21 protein-coding genes are annotated in these 23,253 nt (G+C 58.2%); 12 read left to right on the plus strand and 9 right to left on the minus strand.

Features of this window, described 5'->3' with window-relative positions; all coding sequences use genetic code 11:
* The first annotated feature begins 26 nt into the window (after window positions 1–26).
* On the plus strand, window positions 27–995 hold the full coding sequence (locus Q1K07_RS18720) for a GlxA family transcriptional regulator (RefSeq protein WP_300314602.1): 969 nt from the start codon (window positions 27–29) through the stop codon (window positions 993–995).
* A 163-nt stretch (window positions 996–1,158) separates the two neighbouring features.
* Window positions 1,159–2,403, plus strand: a complete 1,245-nt coding sequence (locus Q1K07_RS18725) for a TauD/TfdA family dioxygenase (RefSeq protein ID WP_300314603.1) — start codon at window positions 1,159–1,161, stop codon at window positions 2,401–2,403.
* Window positions 2,404–2,619: 216 nt separating this feature from the next.
* Here Q1K07_RS18725 and Q1K07_RS18730 read toward each other — a convergent pair whose 3' ends face one another.
* The 5 genes from Q1K07_RS18730 to Q1K07_RS18750 all read right to left on the minus strand — a co-directional run bounded on the left by Q1K07_RS18730 (window position 2,620) and on the right by Q1K07_RS18750 (window position 7,462).
* Window positions 2,620–3,237 carry a sulfotransferase family 2 domain-containing protein gene (locus tag Q1K07_RS18730; RefSeq protein ID WP_300314605.1) on the minus strand — a complete coding sequence of 206 codons (618 nt, stop codon included), beginning with the start codon at window positions 3,235–3,237 and terminating at the stop codon, window positions 2,620–2,622.
* A 366-nt stretch (window positions 3,238–3,603) separates the two neighbouring features.
* Window positions 3,604–4,818 carry an amidohydrolase family protein gene (locus Q1K07_RS18735; protein ID WP_300314608.1) on the minus strand — a complete coding sequence of 405 codons (1,215 nt, stop codon included), beginning with the start codon at window positions 4,816–4,818 and terminating at the stop codon, window positions 3,604–3,606.
* A gap of 73 nt (window positions 4,819–4,891) precedes the next feature.
* Entirely contained in the window at window positions 4,892–6,286 is a 1,395-nt protein-coding gene (locus Q1K07_RS18740) for a sodium:solute symporter (protein ID WP_300314611.1), read from the minus strand.
* Between the two features lie 54 nt (window positions 6,287–6,340).
* Window positions 6,341–6,940, minus strand: a complete 600-nt coding sequence (locus Q1K07_RS18745; RefSeq protein ID WP_300314614.1) for a TetR/AcrR family transcriptional regulator — start codon at window positions 6,938–6,940, stop codon at window positions 6,341–6,343.
* 180 nt (window positions 6,941–7,120) lie between these two features.
* Entirely contained in the window at window positions 7,121–7,462 is a 342-nt protein-coding gene (locus tag Q1K07_RS18750) for a YbjQ family protein (RefSeq protein WP_149285729.1), read from the minus strand.
* Between the two features lie 253 nt (window positions 7,463–7,715).
* Between Q1K07_RS18750 and Q1K07_RS18755 the strand changes: the two genes are divergently transcribed.
* On the plus strand, window positions 7,716–8,603 hold the full coding sequence (locus tag Q1K07_RS18755) for an arylamine N-acetyltransferase (RefSeq protein WP_300314618.1): 888 nt from the start codon (window positions 7,716–7,718) through the stop codon (window positions 8,601–8,603).
* A 69-nt stretch (window positions 8,604–8,672) separates the two neighbouring features.
* Here the strand turns inward: Q1K07_RS18755 and Q1K07_RS18760 are convergent, their stop codons facing one another.
* From Q1K07_RS18760 to Q1K07_RS18775, 4 genes are all read right to left on the minus strand, one after another.
* Window positions 8,673–9,020 (minus strand): hypothetical protein, encoded by a 348-nt coding sequence (locus Q1K07_RS18760; RefSeq protein ID WP_300314620.1) that lies wholly within the window; start codon window positions 9,018–9,020, stop codon window positions 8,673–8,675.
* Window positions 9,017–10,426, minus strand: a complete 1,410-nt coding sequence (locus tag Q1K07_RS18765) for an acyclic terpene utilization AtuA family protein (RefSeq protein ID WP_300314622.1) — start codon at window positions 10,424–10,426, stop codon at window positions 9,017–9,019. The genes Q1K07_RS18760 and Q1K07_RS18765 overlap by 4 nt, the downstream gene beginning before the upstream one ends.
* Window positions 10,423–12,354, minus strand: a complete 1,932-nt coding sequence (locus tag Q1K07_RS18770; protein WP_300314625.1) for a TRAP transporter fused permease subunit — start codon at window positions 12,352–12,354, stop codon at window positions 10,423–10,425. Before Q1K07_RS18770 ends, Q1K07_RS18765 begins: the two co-directional genes overlap by 4 nt.
* A 99-nt stretch (window positions 12,355–12,453) precedes the next feature.
* Window positions 12,454–13,449, minus strand: coding sequence for a TAXI family TRAP transporter solute-binding subunit (locus Q1K07_RS18775; RefSeq protein ID WP_300314628.1), 996 nt, complete (start codon window positions 13,447–13,449; stop codon window positions 12,454–12,456).
* A gap of 232 nt (window positions 13,450–13,681) precedes the next feature.
* On the opposite strand from Q1K07_RS18775, the gene Q1K07_RS18780 reads away from it, so the two are divergent.
* The 9 genes from Q1K07_RS18780 to Q1K07_RS18820 all read left to right on the plus strand — a co-directional run bounded on the left by Q1K07_RS18780 (window position 13,682) and on the right by Q1K07_RS18820 (window position 23,250).
* Complete coding sequence (locus tag Q1K07_RS18780) at window positions 13,682–14,638, plus strand: LysR family transcriptional regulator (protein WP_300314631.1); 957 nt, start codon at window positions 13,682–13,684, stop codon at window positions 14,636–14,638.
* Window positions 14,639–14,966: 328 nt separating this feature from the next.
* Window positions 14,967–15,221 carry a hypothetical protein gene (locus Q1K07_RS18785; protein WP_300314634.1) on the plus strand — a complete coding sequence of 85 codons (255 nt, stop codon included), beginning with the start codon at window positions 14,967–14,969 and terminating at the stop codon, window positions 15,219–15,221.
* A gap of 11 nt (window positions 15,222–15,232) precedes the next feature.
* Window positions 15,233–16,759, plus strand: a complete 1,527-nt coding sequence (locus Q1K07_RS18790) for a sodium:solute symporter family protein (protein WP_300314637.1) — start codon at window positions 15,233–15,235, stop codon at window positions 16,757–16,759.
* Between the two features lie 102 nt (window positions 16,760–16,861).
* Window positions 16,862–17,683 carry an FCD domain-containing protein gene (locus Q1K07_RS18795; RefSeq protein WP_300314640.1) on the plus strand — a complete coding sequence of 274 codons (822 nt, stop codon included), beginning with the start codon at window positions 16,862–16,864 and terminating at the stop codon, window positions 17,681–17,683.
* A gap of 163 nt (window positions 17,684–17,846) precedes the next feature.
* Entirely contained in the window at window positions 17,847–19,178 is a 1,332-nt protein-coding gene (locus Q1K07_RS18800; protein WP_300314643.1) for a Zn-dependent hydrolase, read from the plus strand.
* 2 nt (window positions 19,179–19,180) lie between these two features.
* The gene (locus tag Q1K07_RS18805) at window positions 19,181–20,638 is read left to right on the plus strand and encodes an amidase (protein WP_300314646.1); all 1,458 of its coding nucleotides are present in this window, start codon (window positions 19,181–19,183) and stop codon (window positions 20,636–20,638) included.
* Window positions 20,639–20,799: 161 nt separating this feature from the next.
* A complete protein-coding gene (locus tag Q1K07_RS18810; protein WP_300314649.1) occupies window positions 20,800–21,483 on the plus strand; it encodes a GntR family transcriptional regulator in 684 nt (227 codons plus the stop codon).
* Between the two features lie 270 nt (window positions 21,484–21,753).
* Window positions 21,754–22,716, plus strand: coding sequence for a tripartite tricarboxylate transporter substrate binding protein (locus Q1K07_RS18815; RefSeq protein WP_300314653.1), 963 nt, complete (start codon window positions 21,754–21,756; stop codon window positions 22,714–22,716).
* Window positions 22,717–22,788: 72 nt separating this feature from the next.
* Window positions 22,789–23,250, plus strand: coding sequence for a tripartite tricarboxylate transporter TctB family protein (locus Q1K07_RS18820; protein WP_300314655.1), 462 nt, complete (start codon window positions 22,789–22,791; stop codon window positions 23,248–23,250).
* The last annotated feature ends 3 nt before the right edge of the window (window positions 23,251–23,253 follow it).

Below are 23,253 nucleotides of genomic sequence, written 5' to 3' on the forward strand. Positions count from 1 at the left end.
TTCACCCACCGCCGGTTGCCTCTGCCATGCGCTTACAGCCCCATGTTCCTGCGCCTGAATCCATCGGCTTTCTGCTACTGCCGCGCTTTGCCATGGTGGCCTTCTTCTCGGCCATCGAGCCGCTGCGCATCGCCAACCGCATCAGCGGTCAGACGTTGTTCCGGTGGGAAGTCATCAGCAAGGACGGTGCTCCGGTCACGGCTTCCAACGACATGACATTGACCGCCACCTGGTCACTGCATGATGCCCCGATGACCCCAAGCCTGGCCGTATGTGCAAGCTTTTCACCGGAAAATGCCATCGATGCGGAATTGGTGGAGTGGCTGAACGCACGAGCCAACGCTGGCTGCATACTGGGTGGGATGGATACTGGTTGTTTCGTGCTCGCCGCCGCGGGTCTATTGAATGAGCAGACCGTCACCCTGCACTGGGAAAGCCTGCCAGAATTTCGCGAGCGCTTTCCGGATATAGAAGCGGTCGAATCCCTTTATGAGGTCTCGGCAGAGGGCTTCTCCTGCGCGGGCGGCAGCTCCGCCATCGACATGAGCCTGGATCTGATCGCCCGTCGGCATGGCACCCGGCTGGCCAGCCTGGTACGAGAACAGCTTATTCACGATCAAGGGCGCCTACCCGCCAGCCGCCAGCGATACACACCGGTTTCAGCCTGCACCGATCCCATGCTTGACCGCGCCATCGCCTTGATGGACATGCATCTGGAAACACCACTGAGCATCCAGGCACTGGCCGATGAGCTGGATATGTCCTGGCGTGGTCTTGAGCGACTCTTCGAGCGTTACCTGGGGCTGTCTCCCCTGCATGTCTATCGCGAACGTCGACTCAGTCATGCTCATCAATTGCTGCTCGAGACCCACCACAACGTCATGGACATTGCCCTGGCCAGTGGCTTTGCTTCCGCCTCGAGCTTCACCCGAGCCTTCCGGCAACGCTATCAGTTGACGCCCAGGCAGTTGCGCCAGCATTACCGGCGACGCTAGGCGCTAGCCAGAAATACTAGGCATTCGTCAAAAAACGCTGCATCGAAAATGTGTCTGGCAACTGTCGAATTCTGCACAGTCATCGTCGAATCATGTGGTTTTCGTTCCTCCATCCGCTGGCATGCTGGCCTCACCCAACACTAGCCAGCCGCCAGGAGGTTCCATGACTACCGCCCTTCCCCTGACACCGGATTACGATGCCTGGCCGGTCGAGTCCCGCATCAACCGTGTGGAAAGCACGCCTCGCCTGGTCACTATTCACTGGAGCGACGGTGTCGTCAGCCGTTACCACAGCATCTGGCTGCGCGAGAATGCGGCTGACGACACTACGGTGAACCCGGCGACCCGTGAGCGCATTCTGGATCTTTCCACCCTGCCTGCCTGGCCGGAGATCGCCCATGCAGAAATCGATAACAGCGGAGCATTGTGTGTCGATTTCGTGCCCGAAGACCGCCGCCTGCGCTTTCATCCGGGCTGGCTGCGCGCTCACGATTACGACAATGCCTATGGCGACAATGCCTGTGAAGATGAAGCACCACTGGTTCCTGTGACCACCTGGCGGGGAGGTCCAGGCAGCGCCCCGGATAGCCTGGATGCCAGCGGCCTGCTCGACACTTCACCCGGCACTGAAGCCGAGGAAGCCATCCTGGCACCGGCGCTGGAAAGCCTGCTTGGCAAGGGGTTGGTACGCCTGCACAACCTGCCCACCGAGCCGGGTTCCCTGCAGACCATCGCCCGCAGGATTGGCCCGTTGCGGCCCACCAACTTCGGTGAATTGTTCGACGTCAGGGCCAAGCCTGACCCGGACTCCAATGCCTATACCGCGATTGCCCTGCCCCCCCATGTGGATCTGCCGACCCGTGAGTATCAACCTGGTCTGCAATGCCTGCATTGCCTGGAAAACAGTGTGGCGGGCGGCGAGGCCGTGATGCTGGATGGTTTCGCCGTGGCCGAGGCGCTACGCCAGTACCACCCCGAGGCATATACCACCCTGACTCGTGCGCGCTGGCGTTTCGCCAACACTTCTCGCAGCACGGATTACGTCTGGCACGCGCCGATGATTCGCCTGGATGCCTGCGGAGAGCTTCTTGAAGTCCGCATTGCCGATTTCCTGCGTGGTCCATTGCAGACCCCGTTCGAGGAGGTGGAACCCGCCTATGAGGCCCTGATGGCCCTGCAACGTCTGCTACGCGACCCCAGCTTCGCCATTCGCTTCAGCTACCAGCCCGGTGACCTGGTCATCTTTGACAACCGTCGCCTGCTCCACGCTCGGGACGCTTTCGAAGGCGACAGTGGTCATCGCTGGCTGCAAGGCTGCTATCTGGAACGCGACGAAGTTCGCTCGCGTTACCGTATGATCCAGCGAGTCCGACGACAGCGCCGTCTACCTGCCGGCGCCACAGGCTGATAGCGCTACAAGCTGACAGCACGACAAGCTGACAGTGCCACTAGCTGACGCCAGCTTATGCCTTCATCAGGTGCATACCATTGCCTGTTGCGCCAACCAGAAACAAGCATGCCCCCGGAACTGAGATCATGTTCAGAACCGGGGGCATGACGATAGGCTGCGTGCGGAAAATCAGGTCAATGATGTTTCATAACCCGATTATTTTTCGTAACCCAATTATTTTTCATAGCCTAATAGGGCAAAATCCTTGGCGAACAGGCGAGAGACGATCTCTCTTGATTCTGGAGTAATGTCCGAGACGGATGCCTTTTTCACCATGCTCTTGTTCACATGTGGCAAGGTGGTATTTTTCAACCTCAGCTTGTCGGCAATGGCAGCCCATTTCTCGGAAAGCTCTTCCAGCTTTATCACCTCATCAACCGCCAGCTTGCCATCTTTTGACACAAGAAAGTCAGCCTGGGGTTTCATGAACCAGTAACGTCCTTTCTTCTCTTCAAAGACGCTATCAAGCCGTGAAATGAAGGCATTTACTTCTTCCTTCACACCAAGGTAGTTGTATGTAGAAATCAACCGGGCATAGGGATCACGTACTACAGTGAACTTGTAGTAATCAGAGAACATCTCCGGTGTGATATAGCAGTTTTCCGTATATTCATCGGCTGTCAGGTGTGCCAGTCGGGGCGGAGCCTTTTCCCCTTCCACTCTCTCCCTCAACAGCAGCGGTGCTCTGTTGTCCCAATCAAGGCCCAAGTCCTCCATAAATGTCATTTCGACTGATTGTCCACCGCATTTTGGGATATGGACAAAAATGGCCTTGTGGTGATGTGAAATCATGTGGCAACACTCATAATCCTGGATTCATGAAATAACCGCAGCACTTTGGGCTCCCAGGTAAAGACAAGAGAATCAACTCTGCACCATACTGTTGCAGCATCCTATGCGAAGCAGCGTATGGAATACCTGTATCTGGCCCAGCCACCAACCATACCAGATTGATTGTTACGATGAAGGTATTAGTCGGTAGCAACTTGTGTCCCCCAGTGTCCGCTAATGGCGACAATATCCGGAACAAAAGGCTTCCTGTTTCCAGACCATGCCCCCACTAGCACGAACCACCAGGCGTTGTGCCATCTGTGGCACAGACAAGCCAACTTCAGTACTGCGGCATTACCTCGATGCCGCATCGTATTACGGTGGCAGTTACAGCACCACGCGGCGGCCGCCCTTGATCACTGCCTTCAGGGTCTTGTCGGGGTACTCCAGCACACCCAGGTCCTCGTCGGGACAGCCATCCCACAACGCCAGATCCGCCATGGCCCCGGCTTGCACCACGCCAAGCTCCCCCTCTCGCTCCAGCAGTCGTGCGTTGATGGAGGTCGCCTGCTTGAGTACTTCGACAGGCGTGAACGCTTCTCCGCGCAAGGCGAACTCACGCATCTGGTAGCGCTGCATTCCCCCCAGCAGGTCGCTGCCCAGCCCCACCTGAACGCCGGTCTCACGCAGCAGTTCAAGCGCATCGAGCCCTTGCTGGCGAACATTCTCCACCTTGGCACAGCTCACCGCGGGCAAGCCCATTTCCTCGCCATGCCTGGCCAGCGCTTCGTAGGTACTGACCGTCGGCACGATGAAGGCTTCCTTGCGCTTGGCCAGTTCGCAGCTTGCCCGGTCGATGAGGTTGGCATGCTCGATGGAACGTACGCCGTACTCGAGGCAGCGTGAAATCGCCTCCGGGATATAGGCATGCGCCAGGCAATACTTGCCCCAGGCATTGGCCTCCCAGACAATCGCGCGGATTTCCTCTTCGGTGTACTGCAATACATCAATTGGATCAGAAGGCGAGGCTACTCCGCCACCGGCCATGATCTTGATGTGGTGAGCGCCCTTGCGCAGCTCATCACGGGCGGCATGCTGGACATTCTCCACCCCGTCGGCAATGCGCGAGATACTGGTTGATGCACCACACCCGCACAGACAGCCCCCTTCAAAAGGCGTCCAGTCACCATGACCACCTGTCTGGCTCAACGCCTTGCCGCAGTAGAACAGCCGCGGCCCATCGATCAACCCTTCCTCGACCGCCTGGGCAAGTCCATAGTCAGCTCCCGCGGCATCACGCACGCTGGTGAAACCACGGCGCAACATGTCGCGCAACGACTGGTGCGCGAACTGCGCCACATAGGAAGGTGCCATCAGATCGACCTGGCGCAGGCTGGCATGAGCGGCCAGCACATGCACATGGGCATCGATAAGTCCTGGCGTCAGCGTCGCACCCCGTGCATCGATGACCTCGGCAACCGTCGAGCTTTCCCGCCCTGCGACGACATCGCGGATCAGGCCATCCTCGACAATGACACTCTGGTCATCCTTGACGACATCGTTGACACCATCGAAAACACGACAGTTGTTGATGATCAGCATGACAGACTCCTTATTGTTCCAATGTCTGAACTTGTTGCTTCAATATCTGAGCTTATTGCTTCAATGCCTGAGCTTATTGCTTCAATGCCTGAGCACGTTCATTGGCTGACTGGGTCAACAGGCTGACAATCACCAGCATCAGCGTGGCCAATGGCATTGCCACCAGCACACTGTTCCAGCCCAACGGCTTGCCCAGCCCGATTTCCCACACCAGGGTCACGATGCAGCCTGTCAGCATACCGGCCAGCCCACCCCAGGACGTGGCACGCTTCCACAGCAACGCCGCCAGCAAGGCCGGAGTAATGGCCGCTCCATACATGCCGTAGGAATACATCTGAATGGCCAGCACACTGGGAAAGAAGGAACCCAGGACATAGGCCGCAACGCCAAGCCCAGCGACGCTGATACGGTTGAACCCAAGCCGCTTGTGCTCAGGAATCGAGATCTTGAACAGACCGCTGGCAATGTCCTGGGTCAGATTGGCCGATGCCGACAGCAGATAGGAATTCCCGGTCGTCAGGATCAAGGCGAGTACCGACGACAGCAGGAAAGCACCCACGATGCCAGGCAAGCCCTGCTCTGCCATCACCAGCATGGCGGTATCCGGGTTGATGTCAGGGAACATCACACGGGTGCTGCATACCAGCACCACGATCAGGACGATGCTGACCATGCCGGTGATGCAGAAGCCCAGTGCCGAACGCTTGGCCGTTCCCCCATCCGTGGCAGCGGCAAAACGCTGGAACAGGTTCTGGTCCCCCAGCAGCAGCAGAAACAACGGCAGGAAGAAGCCGATCGCCTGCCACAGGCTGAGGCCACCGGTCCAGCTCTGCTGCTCCACCGGCAAAGCGGCGTACATGCCAGACAGTCCCCCGAGCTGACTCAGGATGATCGGTACACCGATCAACATGCTGACAAAGATGATCAGCGCACTGATGAAGTCGGTATAGGCCACCGAGACCAGACCACCAATGGTGGCCAGTATGGTGATGATGACAGCGGAAATCAGCGTGCCCTGCCAGGAGGGGATATCAAAGGCCAGATGCAATGCATATCCCGCACCGATGAACTGATAGGACACGATGCCGACATAGGCCAACAGGATGATGATCGACCCCACTGTGCGCGCATGTCGGCCATAGCGACGCTCGATCAGCTCAGGGATCGTCATCGCTTCGGATTCACGAATGCGCTTGGCCAGGAACAGGTACATCACCATTGCCCCGATAGGTGTTCCGGCAAAGAAGAACACCGCAGCTCCTGGTCCGTTCTGGAACACGAAACTGGCACCGCCGATGACCGACCCCGAGCCAACAAAGGTGGCCAGCAGGGTTCCCGTCAACACAAAGAACGAAAGTGATCGGCCTGCGACCAGAAAGTCCGTGTCGTCACGTACCTTGCGTTTTGCATAATAGATTCCAGCGCAGACCATCAGCACCAGATACAGCGAGAGCACGAATGCATACATCGTGAATACCTCCCTTGGGGATTGTTGTTATGTGGCATTGGCCAATTTTCGGGGTTATGCGTCGGTGGATTTCAGTTGCTGACGGAGAATGGTTTTCCAGGTATCGAGAAGCCCGTTGAAGTAGGCGGCATCCTCGCGGAAGACACTTTGCGTGCCCATGCCCCGCATCAGATTCATGGTCAGGTTCATCAAGGACTGCGCACGCTGTGAAGGCAGTTCTGGAAACAGCTGCTGCCAGGTGTCGTTCAAGCGACGATGGAAGCGACTTACCAAGGGAGTCAGCGCTGACTTGAACTCTGCTTCATGACGAGACTTGAGCGCGATTTCCAGTGTGACCATATAAAGCTGATCGCTCATGAGCTGCCAGATCACATCCAGGCAGTCTTCAAGGCTCAGCTTGCCCGAGTGAACATCATCGACCGCATCTCTCAGCTTCTCGACGAACTCGTCAAGCAACACTTCCATGGCTTGGGTGATCAGCTCATCCCTGCTGGAAAAGTGGTGGGTCAAGGCGCCTTTGGACACCTTGGCTTCGTTGGCCACGCGAATCAGGCTGAGGTGATGAAAGCCATCACGCTCCAGGCAGGTCAAGGCGGCACGCAGGATCTTCTCGCGCGTTGCCAGGCTCTTCTGCTGCTGCCATGTCATGCTCATGAGCCCTCCTTCTATCGGGCCAATTATTGTTCTTGAGCTGCTCTGATGAGATTGCTCTGAGGCATCAACATGAACATAGCCATCAAAAAACAAACCGTCCAGTCTGTTTTTTATAAAATGACAACAGAGCGCCTCAGGCAAGGCGCTCAGGACAGGCTGTACATGGGCCAGAGTTAGAACTCAGACCTTCTCGACCTTCACTGCGGTACCCGTGGCCACCAGAAACAGCATCGACTTGCCGCCGCCGGAGATCTCGCTGTAGTCCAGGTCTACACCAATCACGGCATTGGCACCTTTCTCCCTGGCTTCCTTGCGCAGTTCTTCCAGGCAAGAGGTTCGCGCATCGCGTAGCGCATTCTGGGATGACTTGTTGCGTCCGCCAAAGATGTCGCGAATACCGGCGAACATGTCCTTGAAGACATTCATACCGAACACACATTCGGCCGAAACAATGTCCAGGTGCTCGGTAACGCGGTAGCCCTCAAGGTGGGAGGAAGTGGTGAGAATGATCTGATCGCTCATCGCATGGACTCCTGAATGGATAGCTGACCCAGCATCTTCACTCCATGACGCTATATTTCCAAGGACCATGATTTCCAAGCGCGGTAATTTCCAAGAACATGCATTTCAAAGAACGTGTATTTCAAAGAGCGTGCATTGGCAATGGCTATGAGACCGATAAACCGTGCCAGTCTTTACCTGAAGTTAACTTGAGGTATTAGGCTGTGCTGCAAGTCGATCACCTCAACTTGCCAACACAGCCAGGAGTTCAGACATGCAAGCCCCCACCTCTCCACTCCCATTGCATGAATCGGTCCAATGGAATACCGGCCCGCTCGATCTTGATGCCTACCTGCAACGCATCGGCTACCGGGGGTCCCTGATACCCAGCGTGGAAACCCTGCGCGCGCTGCAACAAGCCCACCTCTCGTCCATCCCTTTCGAGAACCTGGATATCATCACGGGTGGAGAGATTCGCCTGAACCTGGCACACCTGCAGAACAAGCTGGTACACCATCGGCGCGGTGGCTACTGCCACGAACAGAACCTTCTGTTCGGTACACTGCTGAACCAGTTGGGCTTCCAGGTCGTCACCCGGGGAGCGCGCATGCTGATGGGGGAAGAAGCCAGCACGGCCACCGCCATCGCCCACACCATGCTTGTCGTCAGCGCTGAAGGACGGGATTGGCTGGTCGATGTCGGCGTCGGTAATATCGGCCCCCGCGAGCCGGTACCGCTGGAAGAGGGTATCGAGGTACGCCATGGTCACTGGGAATATCGCATGGAGCGCTCCCCGCTGGGCCTCTGGCTACTTCGCCACCGCCGCCACGATGGCTGGTTCAATGTCTACCAGTTCGGCGATGAGCTGTACGTTCGCGCCGATGCCGAGAATCACAACTTTCATGTTTCCCATCACCCGGAGTCTCCCTTCGTCCGCGGTATCATCGTCCAGCACAATGGCGAGGCGGTCCGTTACTCCCTCTCCAATCTGGAACTGAAGACCTTGTCCCCGGGGCAACCCCCTACCTCTCAGCAGGTCACGATCAAGGCATTGCCCCAAGTACTGCGTGAGCTTTTCGGCCTGGAACTTGCTCCGGAGCAGGAACATGCCCTGCAACAGCAGGCCGCCGAGCTTGTCGCTACACAGGGTGAAGACGAGTGACCGGCATGACAGCAATATGATGTCGTGAACAGCGGATAAGGCTTGAGTCGCAAGGAAGCGACTCAAGCCTCATGCTGTGTCATCAACAACCAGCGGCATGGATAACAACAGGAAGGATAGTGTCTTGCCGTGACCATCCAGATTGAGCGCACCATTGACGCCACCTTGCAGCACATTGTCGATGACCAGGTTCATGCCAGAGAGCTTCGGCAACAGGTAACGCCTGACTTGCGTCGCCCCCCGATGAGCGAACATTTCCAGTACACGCGATTCGTTGACGATAGTGACGAGCCTCGCGTAATCCCGCTCATCGTAGGCAAACACGGCAAGGTTGAGACGATCCCCCTTGTCGCCCGCCCGGGCATGGGCGATATCGTGCAGGCGGCGAGGCCCGGTGGTTGCGGTCATGCTGGTCATGTCTCACTTTCCTCCATATCACCTACATGTTTCCTGCCGCATGCACTGTCATGGCATCTGGCGCCGGCCATCACATCTTCACGCCGGACCAGCCACGATGCGCTCAACAGACGGCGCTGAAAGTAGCGCCTGACCCCACCTCCGCCTGCCGGGCCTGCACAATAGAGCGCCATCAGCTCTTGCGTGGCCCGCTCTACCCAACGCCGTTCGGCATGTTCCACCGCCAGCCTGAGACGGTAGTCCCCATCCAGGCTCTGCTCTCTCGCCAGCGCCAGCTTTCCGTCATCGTCATTGAACACACTGACATGACCGATGATGTCGAAGCGTGAACGCAGGTCGCCAGGAGCCCGAAAGCTCAGACGCTCGCGCAGGGTATCTGCCGCCAGCCGTGCACGAGCCAGAGCATTGGGCCCCGCATAGGAAATTTCCGCCTCACCTTGCCAACCCGCGTCATAACAGACCGTGGTCTTGAGCCTGGCCGGAGCAGGTTTACCCCGGATTCCCGTTACCTCGACACGATCCCTGCCAATGCAACGCACTTCGGCCTCGCTGAGATCCACCACCACATCCGGCGTCAGATAATGGGAAGGATCATGCACCTCATACAGCAGCTGCTCCTTGACCGTGCGTTCGTCGACCCGGCCACCGCTACCAGCAGGCTTGGTCACCACCAGGCGGCCATCGCCCTCGACTTCAATGATCGGATAGCCAAGCCGCGCCATGCCGGGCACGTCCTTGTATCCAGGATCGGCAAAGTAGCCGCCGCTCACCTGAGAGCCGCATTCAGCGAGATGCCCTGCCATCATGCCAGCCGCCAGGCGATCCCAGTCATCCCAGGCCCAGCCGAAATGCGCCACCAAAGGCGCCAGAAACAAGGCCGGGTCAGCCACTCTCCCCGCTACCACCACATCGGCCCCCAACCGCAGCGCCTCGACCAGCGGCGCCGCACCGAGATAGACATTGGCCGACACCAGCGCCCCATCTTCCGGCAGTTGCCCCAGCTCCGCTTCCCAGGGTTCCAGATCGAGCTGTCCGATGCGCTCGCGAATATCATCGCCAAATACCTCGGCCAGCTTCACCGACATCAAACCCTGCCGCTTCGCCAGCGCATCGACTCGCCGACACGCACCAGCAGGATCCGCCGCCCCGAAATTGCCCAGGATACGGATGCCATGCGACACGCACTTTTCCAGCACGGGCTCGAGCAGTTCTTCGATCAGAGGCTCATAGCCACCTTCCGGATCTTCACGCATGCGCCGCTGCGCTGCGGCCAAGGTACGCTCTCCCAGCGTCTCGAACACCAGTGCACAAGGCTCTCCCCGCAGGATCAATTCATCCACCACTGCGACCGCCGCATCGGTACGATCACCAGAAAAACCCGCGCCACTTCCGAGCAGGAAACTCATGAGGATGTCTCCTTAGCGTCATGTTCTGAAACTGCTTGGCAACCTGAAACGTTTGAATGGGGTTTCGTATCCACCGCCGATCGCGCCAGCAGACGTCGCCGCCAAAGGAACATCATGACAGTCGCAACAACTGCGCTCAGTGTTGTCCACCATCCAGGTGTCACCGCCAGCACGATGATCGCCAATAGCACCAGGACATCCAGCCAGCTGCGTCCCGAGAAGTGCGAACGAGCCATCAATGCCGAGAAGGCCGTGACAAAGACCGTCCCCTGGCACATCGCCAGCAGCATATCCACGCCGCTGCCGTCACCCGCCAGCGCCGGATAGATCAACAACAGGAAAGGAATCACATAGATGGCAGCAGCGAGCCTCACCGCCTCCAGGGCTGCCCGCAACCAAGTGGTCGCGGCAATGCCAGAAGCGACGAATACCGCCACGCAGACCGGCGGCGTGATCACCGACAAGGTCGCGAAATAGAACACGAACAGGTGAGCGATCAAGGGCTCCACGCCAATTCCGGTCAGTGCCGGTGCCAGCACCGAAGCCACCAGCACATAAGCAGCCGTGGTGGGAATGCCCATGCCCAGAATCAGACACACGGCAGCGACGATGAACGCCACCATCAGCATCGATTGCCCCACGCCGACGATCATGCTGGTCAGGGTGACGCCTATTCCGGTCATGCCGATCATCGCGACCAGAACCTGAGCTCCGGCCAGTAACACCCCGATGATCACCATGCCACGGCCAGCATCCTGAACACCGTCCAGCAGCGCACCTATCAGCTGGCGAAGTGGTGTTCCTGCACGCATGCCAAAGACCAGATAGCAGATCGCCGTCAGTGCAATGCCATAGAACGCTGCCGTCTGAATCGACTTGCCGCTGAGTACGCCAGCAAACAGGCCGCCCAGCGCTGCCATGATCGGTACCAGCCGTGAGGCCTTGATGATCTCGTGCCAGGGTGGCAGTTCCTCCACCGGCACGACTTGAAGCCCACGGCGGCGTGCCACCAGATGAATGGTAAGGAACACGCCAAGATAGAACAGGACGGCTGGCATCAGCGCAGCCAGGGCAATACGCACGTAACTCTCGCCCAGCATTTCGGCCATGATGAAGGCCGCTGCACCGAGAATCGGCGGTGCCACTTGCCCGCCAGTCGAGGCTACGGCTTCCACCCCCGCAGCAAAAGGCGCGGGATAACCCAGGCGCTTCATCATCGGAATGGTGAAGTTACCTGTGGTCGCCACATTGGCAACGGCACTGCCACTCACCATGCCGAACAGGCCCGAAGCAACGGTGGCCACTTTGGCAGCCCCCCCTGGTGAGCGCCCACTAATGCGCAAGGCCAGGTCCATGAAGGTATTGCCGCCACCGGTGTGCAACAACATACCGCCGAACATCACGAAGGCGGCAATGGTGGTCGCGGCGACACCGACCAGCATGCCCCAGATGCCCAGGTCACCGAGATACAGGGTCTCGGTGATGTAGTACACATCGAATCCACGGTGTCCCAGAGGCCCTGGAATCCAGCTGCCCAGCCAGGCATAGGCCAAGCCAGTGACGACCAGCAGAGGAAAGATCACGCCAATGGCACGGCGTGACAGTTCCAGAATCGTTACCACCAGCACACCGCATAACCACAGATCACGCGTCGTGGCCCAGGGCAGCTCCGTGAGTATCTGCTGATGGTGAGTCATCACATACCCACAAGCCAGCACCACGCTGATGGCCAGCACGATATCCATGGCAGCACCTAACGGACGCCACGACTTTCCTTGGCCTAACGGATAGAGCGTCAACCCCAGCAGGATCACCAGGCTCAGGAATAGGCTGCGCTGGACCAGGCTCTCGAAAGAGCCAAATGCCGAGGTGTAGAGAATCATGGCGCCCAGCAACAAGGCCAGACACCGGGAAAGTACGTTCAACATGATCATCCTCGCAGGAGGTCAGCCTTATTCATCCACCGGCTTCAGGGCCTTATTCTTCAGTCGGCTTCAGGGCCTTATTCTTCAGTCGGCTTCAGGGCTTTATTCTTCAGTCGGCTTCAGGGCTTCAGGAATCTCATAGCCCTGCTCTTCGAAGTAGCGCGCAGCACCGGGGTGCAAGGGGACGCTGCCCACGGACAGGGTCATCTCGGCCATGTCCTCGCCTTCCAGCGCGGCAAAGGCATTGATCTGTGGCTGAGGGTGCTCCATCACGGCCTTGACGATGCGATAGGCCGTGTCTTCATCCATGGAAGGCGTTGCATGAACGGCGACGCCAAACGCCCAGGTGGTGTAGGCAGGAATGCCCTCGGCAGCGCCCGCGGGAATATCGACCACGGCCAGGTCGGGCATTTCGCTGCGCAAGGTGGCCGCCTGCTGCTCATCCAGCGACAGCACGTTGACGTCCGTGAAGGTGGCGATGTCCATGGTCGAACCGTCCAGGCGCTTGCCGACACCAGACTTCACATAACCGGCAATGCGACCATCCTTGATCGAGTCCACCACATCAGAGGTCGAGCCACGCACGTAATCCGGGGTGATACCCAGCACGTCGAATACCGCTTCAGTGGTCGCTTCGGTGGAAGAGCCGGTAATACCGGGGTTGAGGCGTACATCATCAAGCTCGGCGAGCGAGGACACACCAGCATCCTGACGCACCACCACATTCTGGGGCGCCACGGTATAGACCCAGAGCAGACGAGTATCCACAGGGCGCGAGGCGTAATCGCCCTTTCCCGCCCAGGCCTGATAGCCGGTGTTGGTCGTGACCAGGCCCATGTCGATCTGATTACGGCTCATCCGACGCAGGTTGTCCACGGCGGCGCCTGTCTCTGCCACTGAGGCGCTGACACCCTCCACGTACTCATTGATCAATTGGTTGACGGCAACGAAGTAACCGTAGTGGCTCGACGAACTTGAGGTTGAACCGATCAGCAGGCGCTGGTCTTTACCTGAGGGCACTTTGTCATCTGCATTGGCTGTTGCAAGCGCACCGCACAGTGCAATGCCAGCGGCGAAGGCGAGGACTCGAGAATGCATGGCGTACTCCTGCCCGTGGGAAACACTGAATCAATGGCTGCGCTCGAAGCATGCATTCAGCGCCTTCCTGATAGGGCTTGTTGTTGTGGAACGTTCGTGTTGTGGAAGAAGCGTTATGTTGAAGCTGCTTTATGGTTATACGGGGCGACGGTGAGCTTCAAATGACCTCAGCATGGCGGCCTGTCGATGTTTTGACTATTGAATAGTTTTTAAAAAACGTTTTAATAAATTTATGAATCCGAGCATCAAGCAATTACAGGCATTTGTCGCAGTGGCTCAGGCGAGCAGCCTGGCACAGGCCAGCGAACGACTGCATCTATCGCAGCCAGCCATCTCCATTGCGCTGAAGAACCTCGAAGAACAGGTGGGCGGCAAACTGTTCAGCCGCGATGCTCGTCAGCTCAACCTGACACCGGAAGGCCGCGACTTCCTGCCTACCGCCATGCGCCTGCTGCAGGACTGGCAGGATGCCTTCGACGACCTTGGCGCCCTGTTCAGCAAGCAACGAGGCAAGGTCACCATCGCCGCCCTGCCTACCCTGGCCTCGGGGCTGGTGCCAGGTGTCATTGCCGACTTTCATCACCATTACCCGCGCATCAACCTGAGCCTGCATGACGTACTGGCAGACCAGGTCACGGCGATGGTGCGCGAGGAGCGTGCAGACTTTGGCCTTTCCGTAGCACCGAACCATGCCGAAGACCTGGAATTCACGCCGATTCTCGATGACCACAATGTGGTGGTGTGCCCGTTGGGACATCCCTTGCTGGCACTGGAACAAGTGCCATGGAGAAGACTGTCGGACTATCCCTTTATCGGCATTCATCGGCAATCTAGCTCTCGCCAGCAGATTGACCAGGTCATGGCGGAAATCGGCGGCAGCCTGGATATTCTGTGTGATGTCAGCCAGATCGCTACCGTCGGTCGCATGGTTGCCGCAGGGCTCGGCATCAGCGTGCTGCCCTCGCTGAGTTTCCGGCAGATCTCCCTGGAAGGGCTCGATCATCGTCCCTTGGTGGAACCCCTTATTCCCCGCCGGCTCGGCATCATCACCCGGCGCCGATCTCCTCTTTCCTCGGCGGCTCGAACGCTGCTGGAGATGCTACAAGGCTCTGTTCACCAAAGCTCTGTTCATCAAGGTTCGCTTCATCAAAGCTCTCTTTATCAAAGCCCTGTTCCGCGAAGTGAATGAAAAGACAGTTAAAACATAAATATAGCGACACAACATCCTCGAAGCATTTTCCATCGCCTCCACTTCCCTCTTCCTGACATCTCTTCCTTGACAGTCTTCCGCCTGGCTTCTATTGGTATATTTATTCGTATAAATACAACAAATCGAGCATTGCCAGCCAGATCCCCCGCTCACCTCCGTGATCGGGATACAACCCACCCCACGGCAAGGCGTTGGATAAAGGCGCTTCTCAAGTCAGACAGCGCTTCTCAAACCAAACGCTTCCCGAACCAAAACGTTCGTCAAATCAAAGCATTCCTCAAATCAAAACAACAGGGGGAAGACAACAATGCGCAAGACCTTCACGACCCGAAAACTCGCCATCTATGGCGGCATGCTGCTGGGTTTCATCATGCTGGAAAGCCCGCTCGTCATGGTCGCCAATCAGGTGGAACCCATGGTCATGGGTGTCCCGTTCCTCTTCGTCTGGAACCTCGGCTGGTGGGCCTTTCTCACCGTTCTGTTCCTGGTCGCCTACCTCACCAACTGGGGCAGTACGACCAGAGGTGAGATGACCGCATCTGGCCCAAAGCGTGATGATTGAGGAGACTCACCATGACTGGAAGCATTCTGATCATTGCCGCCTTCATGATCATCCCGCTGATCGTCGGGCTGGTATCCGCCCGGCAATCTCAAGACACCAGTGAAGATTTCTTCGTCCAGGGCAGGGCCATGGGCAGCGTTGCTGTATTCTTCACTGTCGCCGCGACCTGGTGGAGTGCCTTTGCCTTCCTCGGCTCCAATGCCACCTTCTATACCAGTGGCCCGGTATACCTGACGGCATTGGCCTGGAACCTGCTGTTCGGGTTCATGTACTACTGGATCGGCAAGCGCGTGTGGTTCCTGGGCAAGCGTTTCAACTACCTGACCCCATCCGACCTGATGGGCGACTTCTACAATAGTGAAGCGCTGCGCATCCTGGTCGCCGTCATCACCTTGGTATTCACCGTTCCCTATCTGCAGATCCAGTTGACCGGCGGCGCCTACCTGATCGAAGTGGCTTCAGGCGGTGTCATTCCCTTCTGGCTGGCTGCCCTGCTGTTCTATTTCATCATCATCGTCTATGTCTGGGTCGGAGGCATTCGTGCCATTGCCTGGACCGATGTCATCTACGGTGCACTGCTGTTCTTCGGCATGATGTATGCGGGTTACTACATCTCCAGTCAGGTGGGAGGCCCAACGGCACTGTTTGCCCAGCTCGCATCGTCATACCCTGCTCACCTGACCATGCCCGGGCCGAACGGCAACATGGGCTACAGCATGTGGTTCTCGCTGTTCATGATCGTGGCCATTGGCGCCTTCATGGGGCCACAGATCTGGCTACGCATGTATTCGGTCAAGAGCGGTCGACTGTTCAACCTGATGCCTTTCCTGCTTGGCCTGGCCGCCTTCGCCTACGTGGGTTCTGTGCTGACAGGCTACTCCGGCGTGCTGCTTGAACCTGGACTCGAAAACCCCGACCAGGTGCTTCCGGTCATGTTGATGAACTACGCGCCGTATCTGCTGGCTTCGCTGATCATGGCTGCCGGTGCCGCGGCCGCCATGTCCACGGCCAACTCCCAGATTCATGCGGTCTCCACCGTGGTGACGATGGATATCTACCAGCGCTACGTGAACCGGCATGCCAGTCAGTCGCGTATCGTCTTCATCGGCCGCCTGTCACTGGTCGGTTTCTCGCTGGCGGCCTACATCATGGCACTTACGGTGCCTGGGCTGCTGGTCACCATCGGTATTGCCGCCCTGGCAGGTACTGCGCAGCTCATCGTGCCTACCATCGGCGCCATCACCTGGCGGCGCGCGCATCCCATGGCCGCCTTCTGGGGGCTGATCGGTGGTATCGCCTGCGTGCTGTGGCTGACCTATGGTGCCAGCGTCAGCAATCCGCTGGGCCTGCACGCCGGCATCTGGGGGCTGATCGTCAACTCTGGCCTGTTTGTGGTCCTGAGCCTGGTGCTGGAACGTCGCGACAGCGATGTGGTGGAACGCTTTTCCAAGGCTCGTCAGGACTATGTAGCGGAGTATCATCCCGAACAGTGCGATGACGAGCAGATCGCTCCACCTCAAACCGCTCAGGCACGTTGATGCCAGCATGATGCAATCTTCGGGGTCCCGCCGAACGGGGCCTCTTTCTCAACCTCTTTCAAGCCCACTCAAGCTATCTCAAACCCACTCAAGGAACGGAACATGGCCCAGGCACCCTCCCCCCAGCGCCGCCAGAAACTCGCTGAATTGATCAGCGATGACATCAAGCGCTGGATCGCCACTGAAGGCATGGTGGAAGGAGATCGTCTGCCCAACGAGCGTGCACTGATGGAGCTGTACGGCTGTGCCAAGGGCACTGTCCGCGAGGCCCTCAAGATTCTTGAGGTCGAAGGGCTGATCACCTTGAAGACTGGCCCTGGCGGCGGCGCCATCCTGCACACTCCAAGCATGGAACCGGCCAGCCGCATGCTGCGCAATTTCCTCCACTTTCGCTCACTCGATGGATATCAGGTGTATCAGCTGCGCCGCCTGCTCGAAGTCGAGATGGCGGTTTCTGTCGTCGGCCTTCTCACAGAGAAAGACTTTGCCACGCTGGAAGCCAACATGAGCGACTGCGAGTGCGCACCATCCGACGCAGAAGACCATCGTCGACAGCGCTTCCTGGAGCTTGAGTTTCATAACTGTCTGGCGCGAGCCTGTCCCAACCCCTTGCTGGCCTTCATGTGCCGTTTCCTCAACGACATGCTGCGCGACCTGGTGGTGGTGAAGAAGGCCTATGTGCCGGAACGCAAGCAGTTCGACAAGGCCAACCATCGCTATCACCGCGAATTGGTGGACGCTTATCGCGCCGAGGATGTCGAGCGGGTACGAACGCTGATGGAAGAGCACATGCGTGACGCCGAAGGACACATGTCCGCGCTCGAGGCGGAGATGGCCAAACAGATGCTGATCGTGCCGGAAACCTTGGCCCAGGGTTCAGAGCACTCACCGCTGCTGCAGATGTTCCAGCAACAGCAGCAATGACCCTGAAGCGATGACACTGAAGCAATCACAGGAACCATAACGACCGTCATGACGGCGGTGAGACGGCGGCAGGAATTCAAGCATCGCCACTACCGTCAGCGCCGCTGGTATACGCCCCCTATCGCTGGCTTACAACATCAATGACTACCCGCGAGGACCTACGATGACCACTGAACTCTCCTCTTCAAGCTCTTCTTCTGCACACCCCTCTCTTGCGCTGGATATTGCCACGGACAGCGAACGTCTCTGGCAGTCGCTGATGGAGATGGCGCGCCTTGGTGCCACGCCAAAAGGTGGGGTCAACCGCCAGGCACTGACCGATCTTGACCGCCAGGCACGCGACCTGTTCATCGAGTGGTGTCGCGCCGAAGGATGCAGCATTCGGGTGGACAGCATCGGCAACATCTTTGCCCGCCGCCCCGGCACCGACCCGGACGCCGCCGTGGTCATGACTGGCAGCCATCTCGACACACAGCCCACTGGCGGCAAGTTCGATGGCTGCTATGGCGTCATGGCGGGGCTTGAGGTCATCCGTACACTGAACCGTCACGATATCCACACTCGCTCTCCTATCGAAGTGGTTGCCTGGACCAACGAGGAAGGCTGCCGAATTGCTCCCTGCATGATGGGTTCCGGCGTGTTCACCGGCCAGTTGTCCGAGCATGAAATGCTGCACCAGACCGATGCCGAGGGCGTATCCGTGGCCGATGCACTGGAGGCCATCGGCTATCGTGGCAGCGACCAGGTCGAGCGCGAAGGTATCAAGGCCTATTTCGAATGCCATATCGAACAAGGGCCCATTCTTGAAGACCGTGAGACCACGATTGGCGTTGTCATTGGTGCCCTGGGCCAGAAATGGTTCGACCTGACCCTGACCGGCCAGGAAGCCCATGCCGGCCCAACCCCGATGTCATTGCGCAAGGACGCGCTGCTCGGTGCCGCAGAGATCACCCAGGCCATCAATGCCATTGCCATGCGTCATCCCCCACACGGTCGCGGCACCGTGGGTGTTCTGCAGTTGCATCCAGGATCCCGTAACGTCATCCCCGGGCAGGTGAAGATGACCATCGACATGCGCCATTTCGACGCCGAGACGCTGGCCCAGATGGCAGAAGAACTGCAGCAGGCCGTGAATGACAGCTGCCAGCGCCATGGATTGACCGCAGAGCTCACACCAGCGGCGGACTTTGCCCCTGAGCATTTTGCCGAAAGCTGTGTCACCGCAGTGCGCCATGGCGCCGAGCGACTGGGTGTCTCGCATCTCGATATCGTTAGTGGTGCCGGCCATGACGCCATTTTCATGGGACGTATTGCACCTGCTGGCATGATCTTCGTACCGTGTGAGAACGGCATCAGCCACAATGAAATAGAGAATGCGGCTGCCACAGATCTTCATGCAGGCTGCAACGTGCTGCTCCATGCGATGTTGGAGCAAGCAGGGTTGAAACAAGCCGGATTGGAACAAGCTGGGCTTGTCGACGGAGGAGAGAAATAAGCATGCCGACTTCTGTCACCACTGATGCTTTCTCCACTGGGTTGAAGGATCTCACCGCCTGCGAAGCGCTGGACCTGTTTCAGCGCGGCGAGCTATCGCCAGTCGAACTGACCCGGGATTGTCTCCTGCGTATCGAACGCGACAATCCCCACGTCAATGCCTTCTCCTGCCTGGCGGCGGAAACAGCGATGGAAGCCGCCAAGGCTTCCGAAGGCCGCTGGCAGGCAGGACGCCCCTGCGGTCCTCTCGATGGCATCCCCGCCACCATCAAGGATCTCACCCTGACCGCCGACATGCCGACCTACATGGGCTCCAGGACCACAGGTTCAAAGACCACAGGCTCGAAGACCATGTCGACTACTGGCCCATGCCAGGTGGATGCGCCGGTCAGCCAACACCTCAAGAATGCGGGAGCCGTCATTCTCGGCAAGACCACCTCCCCGGAATTCGGCTGGAAAGGGGTCACCGACAACCCGCTGCATGGCATCACCCGCAACCCGTGGGATACGCGCCTGACCCCCGGGGGATCATCCGGTGGCGCCGGTGCCGCTACGGCATTGAACCTGGGCCTGCTGCACCAGGGTAGCGATGCAGGAGGATCGATACGCATCCCCTGCAGCTTCACCGGCACTTTCGGCATCAAACCCACCTTTGGCTGGGTACCGCAATGGCCGGCCAGTGCCATGTCCACACTGTCCCACATCGGCCCGATGACACGCACGGCAGCAGACAGTGCCCTCATGTTGAGCGTGCTGGCCCAACCTGATCCGCGCGATGGTTATCTGGGCAACCCACGCAGCGTCGACTGGCTGGCACCGCCTCCCGCTTCCCTCAAGGGGTGGCGTATCGCCTACAGTCCGGCCCTGGGTTACGTGGATGTCGCACCGGATATTGCCGCACGCGTTGAGGATGCCATCGCCCTGGTGAAGGAACTGGGGGCTACCGTCGAGCAGGTGGATCCGGGATTCGACAGTCCCCTCGACACCTTCAACACCCTATGGTTCGCGGGCGCCACCCAAGTACTGGAACGCCTGGATGATCATCAGAGGGAACAACTGGACCCGGGATTTCTCGATATCGCCCAGCGCGGCCAGAACATCTCGCTGTCCCAATACCTGGCAGCTCGCCGTGAACGCGAACGCCTGGTGGCTCATATGCAAGCCTTCCACGAGCGCTATGACCTGCTGATCACCCCAACCATGCCGCTGGCCCCCTTCACCGCCGGGCACAACGTACCACCGGGTGGCCCCTACCGTGACTGGATGGACTGGACCCCGTTCAGCTACCCCTTCAATCTCACCCAGCAGCCCGCCGCATCACTGCCCTGCGGACTCGACGACCAAGACCTTCCGGTTGGCCTGCACCTGGTTGGCCCGCGCTACCAGGACATGCGCGTCCTGCATGCCGCCATGCTGCTGGAACAGCACCTGCCCCGGCTTGTGCCACCGGCATTAGGCTAGACCACTACTCAGCGGGGCTGCAGAGGGGAGTTTCACCTTCCACATACAGCCCCGTTATTGCTCCCAAAAGCCATGGGAGTCATGTTCCAGCATACCGACTGGCTTGTCTTGATATCGCTCAGGCTCTATGTTGTTAACAGTTAACAATATGGGTTTTTGTGATGAAAAAGGAATCTGGATCTGTCAGTGCTCTCGAGCGCATCGGTCAGCGACGCTCCAATACGCTGACCTCCATTGCCAAGGAAGCCATCGAGGAAATGATTGTCACCGGGGAGCTCAGTGCCGGAGACCGGATCAACGAAAGTGCACTCGCGACGCGTTTCAATATCAGTCGTGGCCCAATTCGTGAAGCATGCCGTAGTCTCGAGCACGCTGGATTGGTGCGCAATGTAGCAAACCAGGGGGCCTATGTCCGCGAGATGCAGTTGGACGAAGCACGCGACCTCTATGAAGTTCGCCAGGCATTGACTGCACTGGTTGGACAATTGCTGGTGGAAAAGGCTTCGGACGCCCTGATTGAGGAACTGGATCGCCTTGTCGAGCAGATGGAAAAGGCAGCCGATGAAGATGACCTGGATAGCTACTACAGCCTCAATCTGCAATTTCACGACACCATGATGGCGGGAGCCGGTAATGCTTCTCTCGCCCGTTACTACGACGATATCGTCAAGCAATTGCATCTGTTTCGACGCCGCGGACTGGTGCAACGCGGCAACCTGCATGCCTCCAATGCCGAACATCGTCATATCATGGAAGCCCTGCGCCAGCGCGATGCAACAGCGGCCGCAGAGCGTTTGAGTGATCATGTCATGGCCGGCTGGCAACGCATGATAGAAGCTACCTGACCAATGCATATCCCAGTCTGGACGTTACACACGCTGTAGCGTCCTGCCCTCTGCCGTCGATGGACAGAAGTTTTCTTCACGACAGAGTCCGCCCCACTGACAGATACCGGCCCTTTTATTCCTCATCACGCTCTGTCACCACAGCTATTACAACTATCGTCTAGTAGGAATTTACCGGCAATATCTTCTACCTTGCATACCGTCAACTGTTAACAGTTTACAAATTACATATATCGCCTCTACCTACAATTCCAGCAAGAGAGGTCTCCCATGCGTCTCCTGATGAAACGCGGCCATGCCCTGGCTTGTGTGACGACAGCCATCCTGAGTGCATCCACTGCACTGGCCGCTGACTTTCCCTCCGACCCTATCGAGATAGCCGTACACACCTCCCCTGGAGGAGGCACCGACACCACAGCCAGGATGGTGGCACTGGTCACTCAGGAGCAGCTCGACAGCAATGTTTTCGTTCAGAACCGCAAGGGTGGCGGCGGCTCCGTCGCCATGAGCTACCTGAGTGAGCAACCTGCCGATGGCTATACCGTCATGGCGGTGACGCCAACCCACCTGTTCACCATGATGCGTGGCAACGCACCTCTGAGTATCGACGACATCCAAGGAGTAGCACGCGCCACCGACGACCCGATCATTGTGATGGTACGAGGGGACAGCGATTACCAGACACTCGACCAACTGATCGAGGCGGGACAGCAAGGCACCATCAAATGGGGTGGGACTCAAATCGGCGGTGTCGATCACATTGCTGCCATGAGCTTTGCCAATGCCGCCGACATGACGGTTTCCTATGTACCCTTCGACAGCGGTGCCGAATTCGCCGCAGCACTATCCAGAGGCGACATCGATGCAGCAGGGCTGAATATCTCGGAGACCCGAGATCAGATTGAAGCCGGTGAGTTTCGCCCCCTGGCCGTGATGGCGGATGAGCGCATGAGTGCCTTGCCCGATGTCCCGACCCTCGCCGAAAACGGCATGGACGTATCGTTCTCCACGGTGCGGGGTTATGTGGTGCTGAAAGACACACCGCAGGACCGCCTTAAAGTGTTGGAGGACGCCATGCTGAGCGGCCTGGCCAGTGATCGCTATCAGGAATACCTGCAAGGCATTGGCCTGGATGAGTCAAGCATTGCTGACGCTGAAGCATGGGACCAGCAGCTCCACCGAATGTATGAAGCCGGTGAGAAGACCATGACCGAACTGGGCCTGATGCAATAACGCTTCCGTGGGTCAGCCCTTTCCGGGCTGGCCCACTTTTCTCGTACCTCTATCTGTCCTGGAGACTATGGAATGCCGAGTCGTTGGAAAGATCTCCTGCCCGGACTGTTGCTGCTGACCATGGTCGCGGTGCTGTTCGCAGTCACCCTGCAATTCGACACTGTTCCTGCGGCCTTTGCTCAGGGCATGCAGTCTGCCGCCATGCCTCAGCTGATTCTCGTGCTGATCACCATTCTGACCATCGTGATGATCTACCAGGGTCACGGTCATGAAGAAGACAAGAAAGCTCCTATGACATGGCGCTTCTGGGCCACCGCGGCAGTACTGCTAAGTGCGGCATTCCTGTTCAAGTGGTTGGGCATCACGCTGACAACCGCATTGACCTGTTTTGCTCTCCCGTTGTTGTGGGGGGAACGACGAATCACTAGGGTCGCCATCTACTCGATCGCTACCCCGTTATGCATTTACCTGCTGTTTACCCATGCCCTGCAGTTGCGATTGCCACAGGGTGTCCTGTCCCCCTGGCTGACCTGAGGA

It is taken from the genome of Halomonas sp. (assembly GCF_029263665.1).
Lineage (GTDB): Bacteria > Pseudomonadota > Gammaproteobacteria > Pseudomonadales > Halomonadaceae > Halomonas.